Raw genomic sequence first — 14,444 nt, 5'->3', positions numbered from 1 at the left:
CCCCGTACGACTTGGACGTGGGTGACGCACGGCCTCACGCCGGCCCGGGCATGCCCACAGCGGCAGACGAATCGACACAGGGAGAAGACGATGAGCGTTCTTGACGGGATCCTCGCGGGAGTTCGCGAGGACTTGGAGGAGCGTAGGCGTGCGACGCCGCTGGCGGAGCTGCGCTCCCGGGTGGCGGACGCGGTACCCGCGCTCGACCCGCTGCCCGCTTTCCGGGCGCCGGGGGTGTCCATCATCGCCGAGGTGAAGCGAAAGAGTCCCAGCAAGGGTGCGCTGGCGGACATCCCCGACCCTGCGTCCCTCGCGGCCCAGTACGCGGCCGGCGGTGCCGCCGCGATCAGCGTGCTGACCGAGGGCAGGCGTTTCGGCGGTTCCCTCGCCGATCTCGACGCCGTACGCGCCCGGGTCGACGTACCCGTGCTGCGCAAGGACTTCATCGTCGACCCCTACCAGCTGTGGGAAGCCCGCGCACACGGCGCCGACCTTGCACTGCTCATGGTCGTGTCACTCGACGACGGCCAACTCGCCGATCTGATGGGGCTGTGCAAGGAGTTGGGTCTCACGCCGCTCGTGGAGGCGCACACGGCCGACGAGGTGCGGCGTGCCGCTGCCGCAGGGGCCGAGCTTCTCGGCATCAACGCGAGGGATCTGACGACGCTCGACGTGGATCGCAAGGTGTTCGCCGACCTGGTGACGGCCATCCCGGAAGGCACGGTCAAGGTTGCGGAATCCGGCGTGACGGGTCCGGAGGACGTCGCGGAGTACCGCGGTTGGGGAGCCGACGTGGTGCTGGTCGGCGAGGCGCTGGTCCGCTCGGGGAACCCGCGCACCGCCGTGCGCGAGTTCATCGAGGCGGCCGGGGCGTAACGGCTTCCGGCTCGGTCAACGGCAGGCCGCAACTGCCGAACCGAGCCACCGGACTGATTCAGGTTCGGCTCCTGCTCCTGCTCCTGTTTCTGCTCGGGCTGGGGCACTGCGCCCGCAGCGGGAGCCGTGGCTGTCTCCAGCCGGTTTCGCGGGGGAGCCCGGCCGCGGGGCACGCCCGGGATCCTCGCCCCTGTCGGCTGAGGGTCGGCCGTCTCCCTTGCACTTCGCCCTGAACGCGGTGGTGCTGGGCACGGCCACGGCCCCTGCGGTGTCGCGCGCCTCGTGGTGCACAGCTCGGTTGGCGGCACGAACCGGATCAGTTCAGCGACGGCGGGACCCAGGCGTGATGACGAAGGATCATACGGGTGGCGACCCGGGACGGTGTCAGTCGCATCGCCGTATTCCGCAGGGGGACGGCCAGTGGGTGGGAAAGCTGCTGGCCCATTCTCCCGGCCTGCCGGGCAGCCCGGGCGACGGCCTGGCTGCGGGGCCGGCGCTCGGCGTCGTAGCGGGCGAGTGCGGCCTCGACGGTGGACTCGGTGCCGAGGACGGCGGTCAGGGTGACCGCGTCCTCCAGTGCCTGGCAGGCACCCTGTCCGAGGTTGGGGGTCATCGCATGGGCCGCGTCGCCGAGCAGCGCGATCCGGCCGACCGCGTATGAGGGGAGCGGCGTGCGGAGTTCGTACACGTCGTGATGCAACACGGCCTCGGGCCGGGTCGCGTCGAGCAGGGCGGGTATCGGGTCGTGCCAGGTGTGGAACCGTCGGCGCAGTCCGGCCAGCGGGTCGGCGAACCGTGTTCCGGCGGGGTGGCTGAGGACGGCGTGCCACTCGGCCCGCCCGTCCACGAAGGCGATGTGCCCGAACTCCGTGCCTCGGCCCCAGGTCAGTTCGAAGTCGGCGTGCAGATCAACCACGCGCTCGGTGACGGCGCGCAGCACCGTCGAGCCGCTGTAGACCGGGCCGGGATGGTCCGGGAAGAGTCGGCTGCGGACCTTGCTGCCGATGCCGTCGGCCGTCACCACCAGATCGGCGTTCAGGACCTCGGTGCCGCAGTCGACTTGAACCGTCCCGGGGCCGGTCTGTTCGACCCCGGCCACCTCCGTGCCGATCACCAGCGATCCGCCGGGCAGGGAGTCGCGGAGCAGCCGGTGCAAGGTGGAGCGGGGGATGCCCATGATCGGCGTACCCACCGCCTTCTCCAACGCCGAGCCGTCCATCCGAGCCAGCCAACGGCCCCGGGGCGTCCGGGTGCCGCCGCTGTACTGACCACGCGATGCAGCCCGCACCGCCTCGCCGACGCCGAGTTCGTCCAGGGCCCGCAGGCCATTGGCGGCCAGTGAAATGCCTGCCCCGGCGTCCTCAAGCATGGACGCCCGCTCGAGGACCCTCACGTCCCATCCGATGCGGTACAGACCGATCGCGGCGGCCAGCCCTCCGATGCCCCCTCCGATGACCACTGCCGTGTTCCCCATGCCGGAGCCCCCTTCTTCTACACCTGTAGAAGGCACCCTATCCCGAGTCTCTACGGGTGTAGAAAGAGGCCATGGCTTCGGACCGGCGCACCCTTCTTGCAGACGCGGCTCTCGACGTGCTCGCCGACGAAGGGATGCGCGGCCTGACCCACCGCGCGGTCGACCGCAAATCCGCCATGCCGCCCGGCACCACCTCGGCCTACTTCCGTACCCGTGCCGCACTGCTGACCGGACTCGTCACGCGCCTGGTCCAACTCGACCAGGCGGAACTTCAGACGTTGGCCGAAGAGCTCGCACCCCTGCACACCGTCGAGGAGCTGGTGGACGGCATGGTGCTGCTCACCCGGCAGCGGCTCACCGGCGAGGGCCGCCGCCGCTCACTCGCCCGCCATGCCTGCGCCGTCGAGAGCGTGCGCGACCCGGAGCTGCGGGAGATCCTCGTGCCCCGCGAGAACGTCGGCCGTGAGGCCGTCCGGCAGTTCCTCGTCACGCACGGCGTCACAGACGTCGACAACCGCACTCACACCCTGCTGACCTGCATCGACGGACTGGTCTTCGACCGGCTGGTGAACGGCGGCGAAGTCCAGCGTGAGGCTCTCGAAGGCCTGGTCGCCGCAGCGCTGCGTTAAGCCGCGCGCATCCACGCCCACACCGACTGCGGGTCCCCGACCGCCGCGCTCGCAGTCAGTGGACCGCAGCCGAAGGGTGGCTACTCCGCACGGAGTCCATACGGCTCACCTCTCCGACCTGCAAGGCGGTTGACCAGGGCAGATGGAGAACTGGAACGCGAGTATCTAGGGTCAGCACGTGGCTTTCATCATGGTGTGCGAAGACGACGCGGCGGTCCGCGGCATCCTCAGGCGCGCCCTGGAGCACGACGGCCACACGGTCTCCGTCGCCGCCACGGCCGACAGCCTGCTGCGGCAGCTGGCACCGGCGCCGCAGCTGGTCGTCCTGGATCTCGGCCTGCCCGACGCCGACGGCCGCGACGTCTGCCTGGCCCTGAGGGCCCGCGGCGTCGACGTACCCGTACTGATGCTCACCGCCTTGGACGGTCTGCAGCACAAGGTGGGCGGCTTCGAGGCCGGCGCCGACGACTACATGACCAAACCCTTCGACATCCCGGAACTGTTGGTCCGCGTCCGAGCGCTGCTGCGCCGGGCCACCGTGGCGCCGACACCGCACGAGGTCGTCCTCGATCCGGCGAAGCACGTGGTGACCTACGATTCGGTGAGCATGAGTCTGACCCCGACAGAGTTCCGGCTGCTGGGCCGCCTGATCGCCTCGCAGGGCGACGCGGTACGCCGCCACGCCCTCGTCGCCGCCGGATGGCCGCACGGAGCGCAGGTCAGCGACAACACCCTCGACTCCTACGTGCGCCGGCTGCGGGCCAAGCTCGGTCCGCTGGGTGTGGCCGAGCGTCTGGCGACCGTCCGCGGCGTGGGCTACCGATGGCAGTGACGGGATTCCGCAGAAGCGTCGTCGCGCTCACCGTGCTGATCGCCACCGCCGTGGTCGCGATCCTGGTCGTGGTCTCGCACGTGCTGCTCAGCCGGGTGACGGACGCCGACGCGCACGATCTGGCACATACGCGGGCCGAGGCGGTCGCGGCGAACGTCACCGCCAAAGGCGGCCGTGTCGTGCTCACGGAGAACAGCAGCGAGGCGCTCGACGAGGTCGCCTGGGTGTATGCCGACGGCCGCCTGATCGACGGGAACGTACCGCCGAGCGTGGTCGATCGCGTCGAGGAACTGGCGGACTCGACGCGATCGCAGACCGCGTCCGTCGGCAAATACCTCCTGTACGCACGACAGGTCCCGATCGACGGCCACCACGTCATGGTGATCGTCCGGGTGGACCTCACGCCGTACGAGACATCCGAGCAGCGCAGCCTGACCTTGTCGCTGATCCTGGGCGGCCTCACGATCCTCCTCGCCGGGGGTGTCGCACACCTCGTAGTGCACCGCGCGCTGCGGGTCGTGCACGAGATGGCCGCCCTCGCCGACGACTGGGGCCATCACGAACCCGGGCGCCGCTTCAACCTCGGAGTCCCCCGTGACGAGTTCGGGGAACTGGGACAGACCCTGGACCACCTTCTGGAGCGGGTCGACAACGCGTTGGCGGACGAGCGCCGGCTCACCGACGAGATCGCCCACGAGCTGCGGACACCGCTCACGGTCCTGCGGGGCGAGGCGCAGCTGGCCCAGCTGTCCGGCGAGCCGGTGGCGCCGGAGGCGGTACTGAGCGAGGTCGACCGCCTCGATACGGCGATCACGACGATTCTGCGCGCGGCGCGCGCCCGGACGGACGACGGGACCCGGTGCGATCTGCGCTCCGCGGCGCGGCAGGCGATCGGCAGCCGCCCGGTCGAGGTCGCCTTTCCCGCGAAGGTCGAGGTGGCGGTGGCGGCCGACGTCGCCGTGTCGCTGCTGTCGCCCCTGCTGGAGAACAGCCTGCGGCATGCGAAGTCCCGTGTGTGGGTCACCGCGCGCAACCAGGGCGAGGCCATCGTGGTCGACGTCCTGGACGACGGCCCCGGCTTCGATCCCGCGGACGTCGACCGGGTCTTCGAAGCGGGTGTGACCGGCGGCGATGGATATGGGCTGGGGCTGACCGTGGTCCGGCGCATCGCCGCCTCGGCCGGTGTGGAGGTCCGCGCGATCGCGGACGGCCGCGGCCACGTCGAGATGACACTCCCGGCCGCGCGTGCGGCCACGTAGTCAGGTTGCTTGCAGGTTCCCCGCGTAAACCTCCCTGCATGACAACGACAACGGAAGCACGCACGCGCAGCGGGCGCCTCATGCTCAACAAGGTCCCCGAGGTCACCATCTGGTTCTGGGTGATCAAGGTCCTGTGCACCACCGTGGGTGAGAGCTTCGCCGACTGGATCAACATGAAACTGGGCGTCGGCCTGGTGAACACGGCCTGGATCTTCACCGCGGTGTTCGTAGCGGTCCTGGCGGTCCAGCTGCGGCTGAAGCGGTACGTTCCGTTCCCCTACTGGCTGACCGTGGTCGTTGTCAGCGTCACGGGCACCCTGTACACCGACATCCTCACCGACCAGCTGAACGTGCCGCTGTGGATCAGCTCCGCCGTGTTCTCGGTGCTGCTCGCGGTGGTCTTCGGCGTGTGGTGGGTGCGTGAACGGACCCTCTCGATCCACTCGGTCACCACGCTGCCGCGAGAGTCGTTCTACTGGCTCGCCGTTCTCGTCACCTTCGCGCTCGGCACCGCGACCGGCGACTGGACCCTGGAGCTGACCGGCTGGAGCCCGGGCGCCTCGGTGCTGCTGCCGCTCGGCCTCATCGCGGCGATCACGCTGCTGTGGAAGTTCGGCGCGAACCCGGTGCTGTCCTTCTGGCTCGCCTACATCCTGACCCGCCCGCTGGGCGCCAACATCGGTGACTGGCTCGCCTCCCCGAAGGTCGCTCAGCCGGGCGAGCCGACCGGCCTGGCGCTGGGCACCTTCACCACCAGCCTGATCTTCCTCGGCCTGATCCTGGCGACCGTGGTCTACCTGACGGTGACGCGCTCGGACGTGACCGAGACCTACGAGGCAGCCCATGCCGCACACGCCAGCGGCGGCCCGCGCAGGGAGCGCGTCGGGCTGGCCGGCTTCGGCCTGTTGGCCGTCGCGACCACGGGCCTGCTGGTGTGGGCCCACGGTCAGCCGCACACTGGTCCGGCGCCGGAAGCCGACAACACCTCCGCCGTCCAGATGGCTCCCGGCCAGGCGGTGAAGAAGTTCCCGCCCGCCAAGGTCGCCGCCCTGAAGAGCCTCGCCTCCACCTCGCTCAAGGACGCACGCTCGGGGAACGCGAAGGGCGCGCACGCGGCCGCACAGTCGCTGCGTGACCTGTGGGATGCCGACCAGGCTTCGCTGCAGCCGCTGGACCAGACCGGCTGGACCTCCATCGACGCCCAGATGGACAAGGTGCTGGGGACCTTCGGAATCGACCACTCGAACCCGCCGATGCCGCCTGCGCAGCAGGAAAAGGAACTGAACGCCCTCCTGACGGACATGGGCTGACCGACCGCACAGCGCCCGGCTGCGGGTCGAATGTGCCGAGAAGCCCCCTTGGGGCGGTTCGAAGCCGGCGCCAACGGCTTCGAACCGCCCCACTGTCACCCCAGGCTCATCGACGGCGTCGGTGGACCAGCGATGGGCGGCCGGGCCGGAACAGCACGCACCGGTGTTCGGCGCGCTGGAGACATCCCGGGCCGACCAGGGCCACCGGCATTGTCGCTGTCCGGTGTCTGGTACAGGAGGAACGCGTGGGTCCGGCGCAGCCACAGCCCGGGGCCCGGAAGGAGTCACGGCGGCCCGTAGGACAGGACCGCCGCCCGGCCGAGTCGATGCCGCAGCCAGGCAATCGCGCGGTCAGCGGATGGGTGGGCGGCGGGTCGTAGCTCGTGTGCGACGGGCGGGGCAGGCGGTGCCGCGCGGCAGTCAGGATGCGTTCAGGTACCCCGTGGCACGGTCGTGCACCATGACCTATGAAACGCCTGAGGCAACCGCGATTCCGGCGGCGGGTGGGTCTGTTGCGCCGTCGTCTGGCCGCCGACTGGGCTGGAACAAAGTCCCCGAGGTCACCGTCTACTTCTGGATCATCAAGGTCCTGTGCACGACGGTCGGAGAGACCGCCGCCGGCCTGCTGAACGAGCAGGCCGACCTGGGTCTGGCCGGGGTGTCGGTGCTGATGAGCGTGCTGCTGGCGGTTGTGCTGGCCCTCCAGTTCCACACCACGGCGTACCGGGCCGGCGTGTACTGGCCGGCCGTCGCCCTGGTCAGCGTCGTCGGCACTCTGATCAGCGACAACCTCACCGACAACATGGGCGTCCCGCTGGAGACGAGCACCACGGTGTTCGCGATTGCCCTCGCGATCGTGTTCGTGGTCTGGTACCGCCGCGAGCGAACGCTGTCGATCCACCGCATCGACACCACCGGCCGCGAGTCCTGCTACTGGCTGGCCGTGCTGTTCACCTTCGCCCTCGGCACCGCCACGGGCGACCTGGTCTCGGAGCGCATAGGCCTGGGCCACTGGCTGTCCGCGGTGCTGTTCGGCCTGGCCATCGCGGCGGTGGGACTCGCCCACTTCCAGCTGGGCCTGGACGCGGTGTGGAGCTTCTGGATCGCCTACGTCCTCACCCGCCCGCTCGGGGCTTCCCTCGGCGACTACCTCTCCCGGCCGAACGGTGACGGCGGCATGGGTCTTGGCGCGGTTGTGACCAGCACGCTCTTCCTGACGGTCATCCTCGGACTGGTCGCGTACCTGGCCGTGACCCGCAGGGACGTCACCGAGCAGGCGCGGAGTGCCCGGCACGCGGCCTGACCTGCCTTGACGGGCATTGAGGAAACGTTCAGACGGTGTCTGCCAGGGGCGAACGCACGGTTGCCGATGGCGGCCGATTCGTCGCCCAGTGCTCCCGTCCCGTTCCGGGGGCGGGCGCCCAGCTCGGCTACTTCCTCACCAAGATCGCGCTGTCCTGGTGTTCGTGGTGGCGCTGGTGGTCCAGCTCAGGCCCAGCCACTACAACCCGTTTCTCTGCTGGGCCCTGATGTCGTCGACCAGCGTGGCGGGGCAGGCGATGCGCCCCAGGGGATGGCCTGCTGCCTGCTCGACGCGTAAGAACGGACGCGTAGCAGTCGGGCCTGCCTGTGTGCGCCCCCTCACATCCTGGATCTCAGCACGTCGACCTCACAGCCCTGCGCGAAGGGGTCGAAGCCGTGCTCGATCAGCCAGCGAACTATCAGCAGGCTGCGCAACGACCACCACGCGTGGATCACATCGAGGTCGATGCCGCTGCCATAGCCGGCGATGACGTCGTCGAGGTGTTCCTCATGTCCGAGCGTGAAGGTGGCGAGGTCGTACAGGGCATCACCCTGGCCCGCCTCGGACCAGTCGATGATGCCCGTGACCTCGTCGCCGTCGACGAAGACGTGATTGATCTGCAGGTCGCCGTGGGTGAAGGCCGGAGTCCAGGGCCGGAGCGCGGCCTCGGCGACCTGGCGGTTGCGGGTGACCAGGTCGGCGGGCAGGACGCCGTTCGTCACGAGCCACTCGCACTCGTCGTCCAGTTCCGCCGCCAGCTCGACGATGCTCCGCCCGGCCCGGCCTGTCCGGGGCGGCAGCGGCGCCTCGTGCAGCTTCCGGATGGCGGCGCCCGCCGCGGCCCACGCCGCCGGCGACCCGGTCGACGGCCCGCCGAGGCGCCCAAGCGTCGTCCCCGGGAGCGCGGCGATCGCGAGCACGGGCGGCTTGCACCACAGGACCTCAGGGGTCGGGACCGGCACGAGGGACATCGCCTCGACCTCGTCGTCGATGCGCGCCTGATCGGCGTCCACCTTCAGGAACACGTCGCCGACGCGGAGAGTCACGCGCTCGGAATGGGCGACGACGACTTGGACCTCATCCATGGGCGACCAGTATCCCGAGGGGCAGCGCCGATGTCGCCGCGTTTATCGCCTGCGATGACGCGGCTGACGGTCCGGTGGGCGGCGGCTGCGGTTGCGTGGATGCCGAGGGGGGCGATGACGGCCGACTCCCTGGCGCGGTTGCGGATCTGACTGGGGCTCAGGGACGGGTCGGTGATCTTTCCGTCGGTGTCGGCCCAGACGCGGATGGTGGTGCCCTTGGGCAGTGCGGGCGAGCAGATGGACTCCAAAAGGCGGGCATCGCCCGGCCGCCATCCACCTGGGCCGAGACCGAGGCCGAGTTCCACATCCGGGCGATGAACAACGGCGGCGGATGGACCGACACCTCGGGCAAGCGGGCGATCGACCAGCAGGACAATCAGGAGAATCTAGACACGCTCACCTATGTGCGCACGCTGACGATGGAGAGGTCACCGGGGTCGCGCCCCCGCCGAGCAAGGGCGGCAGCACGCACAAGACAACCCCGCCTGGGCAGCGGTCGACGGCGCCGTGAAACAGCGCATCGGCACGGCTGTGGCGGCCGGCGACCCGGGGAAGGTCCTGCAGACCGCGCAGAAGGGCGAGTGACGTCGGTGGCCGTACACCCGCGTCGCGAAGCGGAAGCAGGTCATGGCGCGCGCTGGAGCCGTTGCTGTGGCTGGGGCCCGCGATGATCCTGACCATGGTCGTCCGGCCGGGCGCGGGTGAGCTCCACCGGACTGTCCCAAGGGTTCGCCGGCCTCCGCAACTACGCCGACCTGTTCGCCGAGGGCGATCTGCCCGGGGTGCTGCTGTGCATCCTCGTGTGGGTCATCCGCGTCGTCACGGTCGTGGTCTTGCTCGGCCGGTCCCACTGCTCAACTCCCGGTTTTCGGGCGCCGGTTGGTGCGGTGGGCGCTGATGGTGCCGTGGGCCTCGTCCGTGCTGATGGGCGTGGCGGTGTTCGTCTCGCGCCGTTCACCTCGTTCGTCCTGCTGGCCGGAGTGCGGAGCATCCCCGCCGTAGGGGACGACGAGGCGCGGATGGACGGCGCCGGACCGGTCCGCGGCTACCTGGCCATCGCCCTGCCGCTGCTGCGTCCCTCGTTGGTGGTCGCCGCGATCATCAACGTCATCAACGGGTTCAACTCGTTCCCCGTCATCTGGGCCATGACGCGCGGCGGCCCCGGCTTCGCCATCGACACGACCACCACCTACCTGTACAAACTCGCCTTCGACAACCAGTCGGTGGGGGAGTCGGCCACCATGGCCGTCGTCAACTTCGGGCTGGTCCTGGCCGTGGTGCTGGTCTACCTGAACTGCGCACCGTTCTGCTCACCGCCGTCGGATGGCTGGTGGCCCTGGTGTTTCTCGCGCCCCTGCGCCGCGAGATGCTGTTGACGGCGCGGCGGGGAGCCCGACGGCCAGGGTGAGCGGCGTCGCCGCCCCGGCGACGTACAGCGAGAACAGCAGAGCGTTCCCCCACGTCAGGGTCTGTGAGCGACCAGATGTGGCCTGCCGCACCGCCCGGCACCGGGTCCGCGGGCGCGGCGCCTCACCCGCGTCGCCCTGTCGCTCGCGATGCCCGGTGTGTTGACCGCGCTCGTCTACACCTTCACTGGCGCGTGGAACGAGTACGTGGTCGCGCTCACCGTCACCTCGGCCGGCAACCGGATGACCCTGACCAGGGCGATTCCCGGCTTCGTCACCTCGTGCCACGAGCAGTGGCAGTACCTGTTCGCCAGTTCGCTTGATCGCGATCGTGCCGGTGGTGTTCTTGTTCGTCTTCGTGGATCGCCACCTCGTGGCCGGGCTGACGGCGGGTGGTGTCCGGGGACGACGCCGGGATCCGCGCCGGTGCCGTCGGGAGCGGTGTGCGCCGTCAGGCGCGGATGACCTCGACCCCGGCCGCCGTGAACGACTCGGTCAGCTGGTCCGAGGCGGTCTTGTCGGTCACCAGGACGTCGATGTTCTCCACCGGGCAGATACGGGCGAAGGCCCGTCGGTTCAGCTTGGAGGCGTCGGCGACCGCGACGACCTGCTGCGCGCGGCGGGCCAGCGCCCGGTTGATGCTGGCCTCGCCCTCGTGGTGGGCGGTCGCGCCGTGGGCCACGTCGATGGCATCGACCCCGAGGAAGACCTGGTCCAGCGCGATCTCGGCGAGCAGTTCGGTGGCCAGCGGCCCGATCAGCTCATAGGACGCCGGCCGGGCCACCCCGCCGGTCACCACGAGCTTCACATGGCGCCGTACGACCAACTCGTTCGCGATGTTCAGGGCGTTGGTCACCACGGTGACCGCCGTCTCCGCACCGCCGGAACTCAGGTCGGCCCGGGTGGCCAGCGCCCGCGCCACTTCGGTGGTCGTGGTGCCGCCGTTCAGTCCCACCACGGCGCCGGCCTTCACCAGCGCGGCAGCCGCGTGCGCGATCCGCTCCTTCTCCGGAGCGTTGCGCGCGGCCTTGTAGCGCAACGGCAGGTCGTAGGCGATGGCATTGATCACCGCCCCGCCGTGTGTGCGGGTGACCATCTGCTGGCGGGCCAGCTCGTCGAGGTCGCGCCGGATGGTCGCGGTGGAGACCCCCAACTCCTCGGCAGCCGCCTCGACTTCGATCCGCCCGTCGCGCGTCAGCATCTCGAGCAGCGCGCTCCACCGGGCCTGTGGTGCCGCCATGTCTCACAACTCCCTGTCGGTGGTGTACGCCACAATGTGCGCACCTCCATGAAACCACGGCGCATGAATGGGTGTTTTATCGTCCCCAAACGAGCAAAAGACTGCACCTTTCCCAAGCTTTTCTTGCTCCTTCGCTGCTCGCCGACCGCAATCGCAGTCGGCAGTGCCGCTGGCGCCCACCGCTGCCGCGGTGAGCCGCCTGCCGCGACGGGCGGCCACGCGGCTTCTTGTCCGCCACCGGGGGGTGACACGCGGCTCGCGGCCGACAAGGTCCCCCACTGGGCCGACCGGCCTGCATGAGGTTGAACCTCTTCGGCCTCGGCAAGCAGGGCCGGAAACACTTCGACTTCTCGCGACGGACGTCGCACGCCTCTCCGTAGAGCAGACAAAGGCCCCGCCCGTACCGCCGCACACGATCGCCCTTTGTCCGACTCGGAACCCTTGAGGTGCTTGTGGCTCTCCTCTCCGCACTCTGTCGTCAGCGTCACCCGCGGTCGCGGGGGCGTGTCGTCCTCGGGCTGCTGGCGCTCCTCGTCGGCACTCTGCCGAGCGTGTCGGCAGACGCCGCCACACCGCGCTCCGGAACGGTCAGCGACACAGCACCCACGATCACGTGGAGCGCCGGTCCCTTCGCCGTCCCCAACGTCTCCGGCACCACCGGGACGGTGAGCTGCGGCAGCCCGCAACTCTGCGACGACTACACCCTGAAGGTGTCGGTGCCGGTGGGCTACGACGCCGGTCACAGCCTGCGCGTCGAGGCCAAGTGGCCCGACCCTGCTGCCGACTTCGACCTGTACGTCCTCGACGCTGACGGCCACGAAGTGGCCGCGGCGGCCTCCACCAGCGACCCCGAGCGCCTGCTGCTGCCGGCGGTGGCGGCGTCGTACACGGTGCGCGTGGTGCCGTACGCGCCGCTCGGCGACAGCTTCACCGGCACCGCGAGCCTGGTCGCCAACCCGGTCGATCCGCCGCCGAGTACAGCAGTTCCCCCCACGTATGCGAACTCCTCGGCACCCGACAGCCTCACGCACGCACACGACGCCGGTGAACCCTCGATCGGTGTCGACCGCGCCACCGGCGCCGCGATGTTCCAGGCGTACACCTCGACGCTCAAGGTCACCTATGACAGCGCCGGTGCCGCCACCTGGCGGGACAAGAGCGCGAGTGCGGCCAATGGATGCCCCCAGGGCAGCACCACCAGCCTCGACCCGATCTTGTTCACCGATCCGGCCACCCACCGCACCTTCGAGTCGCAGCTGGCCGGAAAGACGGCCCTGACCTGCTACACCGACGACGACGGCGAAACGTGGACGCCGACGGGCGGCTCCGGCATCAACTCCGGTGTCGACCACCAGAGCATCGGCGGCGGCCCGTTCGCCCCAGGGAGCCCGGGCCCGGTCACGTCGTATCCGAACGCCGTCTACTACTGCTCCCAGGACATAGCCGACGCCTCCTGCGCGGTCAGCCGGGACGGCGGTCTGACGTACGGGCCGGCCGTTCCGATGTACTCGCTGCTGAACTGCGGCGGCCTGCACGGGCATGTGAAGGCCGCACCGGACGGCACGGTGTACGTGCCGAACAAGGGCTGCGGCGGCAACCAGGCCGTGGCCGTCTCCGAGGACAACGGACTTACTTGGAGCGTCCGCAAGAACCCCTCCAGCACCCCCGGTGACTCCGACCCGAGCGTCGGGATCGGGGCCGGCGGAACCGTCTACATGGGCTACCAGAACAGCGACGGCACCGCACGCATCGCCGTCAGCCACGACAAGGGCAGGACGTGGCTGTACGACCAGAACGTCAGCGCGTCCCTCGGCATCAAGAACGTCGTCTTCCCGGCCGTGACCGCAGGCGATGACAACCGCGCCGCCTTCGCCTTCCTGGGCACCACCACCGGCGGCAACTACCAGGACGCGGACAACTTCAAGGGCGTCTGGCACCTGTACGTGGCCACGACCTACGACGGCGGACAGTCCTGGGTCACCGCGGACGCCACCCCCACCGACCCGGTCCAGAAGGGGTCGATCTGCACGGGTGGCACCACCTGTGGCAAGGACCGCAATCTCCTGGACTTCAACGACATCACCATCGACGCCCGGGGCCGTGTGCTCGCCGCCTACGCCGACGGCTGCACCGGCGCCTGCGCCACCGGCGGCGCGCAGAACTATGACGCACTGGCCTCCATCGCCCGCCAGGCCTCCGGCAACACGCTGTACGGCGCTTACGACGCCATGGTCGCCGGCAAGCGCAGGAACCCGACAGGAGGTCAGTAGGTGAAGTCCTGGCCTCTGGCTGCCGTACTGGCCGCCGCCGTCCTCGGCCTGCCGGCCGTCACCGGGTGCTCGGCGCCGACAAGGAATGCCAAACCCTTGGCCGCAACGCCGATCGTCACCACACCCGGCGGCTGTCCCACTGCCGCCTCGCTGCCGCTGCCCAAGGAATTCCCGGCGGACCTTCCGGTGCCCGATGGCGCGCTCGTGACCTCGGTGGAGCGCCGCTCGGGTGAGCGACTCGTCGTCGCCACGGTCGTCACAAGCGGCTTCGACCGCACGCTGGCCTTCCTGCAGAAGCAGCTCCCCGAGGCCGGATACACCCTGCAGGAGGGAGAGGTGGAGGAGGACGACGCCGAGTCGAATTTCTCCTCCCCGACCTTCGACGGCCGCTGGACCCTACGGAAGATGCCCGACTGCGGGGGAGGGGTGTACCTGACGTACCTGACGGCTCCGGCCAGCTGAGCTGCGGCACCCGTTGTCGCCGTAAGCCTCACTGCTGGCGGCGGCTCTGGCGCGAGTGACCGTACTGGGAGAGCGGACAGTCGGGGCGACGAAGGCGAAGGCGGCGAAGGCCCCGATGAGGAGGTGAGGAAGAGCGCGCACGGGCGCGGAAGCCGGGCCTCTTCGCCTCGCGGCGGCGCGGGGGGGGGGGGGGCCCCCCCCGGGGGGGGGGGGGCCCCCCCCACCCCCCCCCGCCGGCCGCCCCCCCCCCCCCCGGCCCTCCCCCGGGGGACGCGGGCCACACGCAGGCGCCCCCGGG

The 14,444-nt window shown here is 70.2% G+C and carries 13 protein-coding genes; 10 read left to right on the top strand and 3 right to left on the bottom strand.

Annotated features, from left to right (window positions below; translation table 11 throughout):
* Positions 1-90 precede the first annotated feature (90 nt).
* On the top strand, positions 91-876 hold the full coding sequence (trpC, locus tag ACFY1U_RS45335) for an indole-3-glycerol phosphate synthase TrpC (protein ID WP_390699934.1): 786 nt from the start codon (positions 91-93) through the stop codon (positions 874-876).
* 316 nt (positions 877-1,192) lie between these two features.
* Here trpC and ACFY1U_RS45330 read toward each other — a convergent pair whose 3' ends face one another.
* Positions 1,193-2,350, bottom strand: a complete 1,158-nt coding sequence (locus tag ACFY1U_RS45330) for an FAD-dependent monooxygenase (protein WP_390699933.1) — start codon at positions 2,348-2,350, stop codon at positions 1,193-1,195.
* Between the two features lie 71 nt (positions 2,351-2,421).
* Between ACFY1U_RS45330 and ACFY1U_RS45325 the strand changes: the two genes are divergently transcribed.
* The 5 genes from ACFY1U_RS45325 to ACFY1U_RS45305 all read left to right on the top strand — a co-directional run bounded on the left by ACFY1U_RS45325 (position 2,422) and on the right by ACFY1U_RS45305 (position 7,683).
* Positions 2,422-2,979: a TetR/AcrR family transcriptional regulator gene (locus ACFY1U_RS45325; RefSeq protein ID WP_390699932.1), complete on the top strand. Its 558-nt coding sequence runs from the start codon at positions 2,422-2,424 to the stop codon at positions 2,977-2,979.
* A 178-nt stretch (positions 2,980-3,157) separates the two neighbouring features.
* Entirely contained in the window at positions 3,158-3,811 is a 654-nt protein-coding gene (locus ACFY1U_RS45320; protein WP_390699931.1) for a response regulator transcription factor, read from the top strand.
* Positions 3,802-5,070: a sensor histidine kinase gene (locus ACFY1U_RS45315; RefSeq protein WP_390699930.1), complete on the top strand. Its 1,269-nt coding sequence runs from the start codon at positions 3,802-3,804 to the stop codon at positions 5,068-5,070. The genes ACFY1U_RS45320 and ACFY1U_RS45315 overlap by 10 nt, the downstream gene beginning before the upstream one ends.
* Before the next feature lie 38 nt (positions 5,071-5,108).
* Entirely contained in the window at positions 5,109-6,380 is a 1,272-nt protein-coding gene (locus tag ACFY1U_RS45310) for a hypothetical protein (protein ID WP_390699929.1), read from the top strand.
* 460 nt (positions 6,381-6,840) lie between these two features.
* Positions 6,841-7,683 (top strand): hypothetical protein, encoded by an 843-nt coding sequence (locus ACFY1U_RS45305; protein WP_390699928.1) that lies wholly within the window; start codon positions 6,841-6,843, stop codon positions 7,681-7,683.
* 338 nt (positions 7,684-8,021) lie between these two features.
* On the opposite strand, the gene ACFY1U_RS45300 is transcribed toward ACFY1U_RS45305, so the two are convergent.
* Entirely contained in the window at positions 8,022-8,768 is a 747-nt protein-coding gene (locus ACFY1U_RS45300; RefSeq protein WP_390699927.1) for a phosphotransferase family protein, read from the bottom strand.
* Positions 8,769-9,469: 701 nt separating this feature from the next.
* On the opposite strand from ACFY1U_RS45300, the gene ACFY1U_RS45295 reads away from it, so the two are divergent.
* Together ACFY1U_RS45295 and ACFY1U_RS45290 are read left to right on the top strand one after the other, a co-directional pair.
* Entirely contained in the window at positions 9,470-10,144 is a 675-nt protein-coding gene (locus tag ACFY1U_RS45295; RefSeq protein ID WP_390699926.1) for a carbohydrate ABC transporter permease, read from the top strand.
* 192 nt (positions 10,145-10,336) lie between these two features.
* A complete protein-coding gene (locus tag ACFY1U_RS45290; protein ID WP_390699925.1) occupies positions 10,337-10,639 on the top strand; it encodes a hypothetical protein in 303 nt (100 codons plus the stop codon).
* Here ACFY1U_RS45290 and ACFY1U_RS45285 read toward each other — a convergent pair.
* Positions 10,626-11,414, bottom strand: coding sequence for a DeoR/GlpR family DNA-binding transcription regulator (locus ACFY1U_RS45285; RefSeq protein ID WP_390699924.1), 789 nt, complete (start codon positions 11,412-11,414; stop codon positions 10,626-10,628). The two genes, ACFY1U_RS45290 and ACFY1U_RS45285, sit on opposite strands and share 14 nt — an antisense overlap.
* A gap of 551 nt (positions 11,415-11,965) precedes the next feature.
* Here ACFY1U_RS45285 and ACFY1U_RS45280 point away from each other — a divergent pair.
* Both ACFY1U_RS45280 and ACFY1U_RS45275 read left to right on the top strand, forming a co-directional pair.
* Complete coding sequence (locus tag ACFY1U_RS45280; protein WP_390699923.1) at positions 11,966-13,684, top strand: sialidase family protein; 1,719 nt, start codon at positions 11,966-11,968, stop codon at positions 13,682-13,684.
* Positions 13,685-14,146 carry a hypothetical protein gene (locus ACFY1U_RS45275; RefSeq protein WP_390699922.1) on the top strand — a complete coding sequence of 154 codons (462 nt, stop codon included), beginning with the start codon at positions 13,685-13,687 and terminating at the stop codon, positions 14,144-14,146.
* Positions 14,147-14,444 lie beyond the last annotated feature (298 nt).

This window comes from Streptomyces sp. NPDC001351 (genome assembly GCF_042896045.1).
Lineage (GTDB): Bacteria > Actinomycetota > Actinomycetes > Streptomycetales > Streptomycetaceae > Streptomyces.
The sequence above is the reverse complement of the archived record's forward strand: the minus strand, read 5'-3'. Positions and strand labels throughout refer to the sequence as shown.

Bases quoted from the DNA above. Each gene is read 5' to 3' on its own strand.
- ACFY1U_RS45310 (WP_390699929.1), top strand. From the start codon at position 5,109: ATGACAACGACAACGGAAGCACGCACGCGCAGCGGGCGCCTCATGCTC.
- ACFY1U_RS45325 (WP_390699932.1), top strand. From the start codon at position 2,422: ATGGCTTCGGACCGGCGCACCCTTCTTGCAGACGCGGCTCTCGACGTG.
- ACFY1U_RS45300 (WP_390699927.1), bottom strand. From the start codon at position 8,768: ATGGATGAGGTCCAAGTCGTCGTCGCCCATTCCGAGCGCGTGACTCTC.
- ACFY1U_RS45305 (WP_390699928.1), top strand. From the start codon at position 6,841: ATGACCTATGAAACGCCTGAGGCAACCGCGATTCCGGCGGCGGGTGGG.
- trpC (WP_390699934.1), top strand. From the start codon at position 91: ATGAGCGTTCTTGACGGGATCCTCGCGGGAGTTCGCGAGGACTTGGAG.
- ACFY1U_RS45285 (WP_390699924.1), bottom strand. From the start codon at position 11,414: ATGGCGGCACCACAGGCCCGGTGGAGCGCGCTGCTCGAGATGCTGACG.
- ACFY1U_RS45315 (WP_390699930.1), top strand. From the start codon at position 3,802: ATGGCAGTGACGGGATTCCGCAGAAGCGTCGTCGCGCTCACCGTGCTG.
- ACFY1U_RS45330 (WP_390699933.1), bottom strand. From the start codon at position 2,350: ATGGGGAACACGGCAGTGGTCATCGGAGGGGGCATCGGAGGGCTGGCC.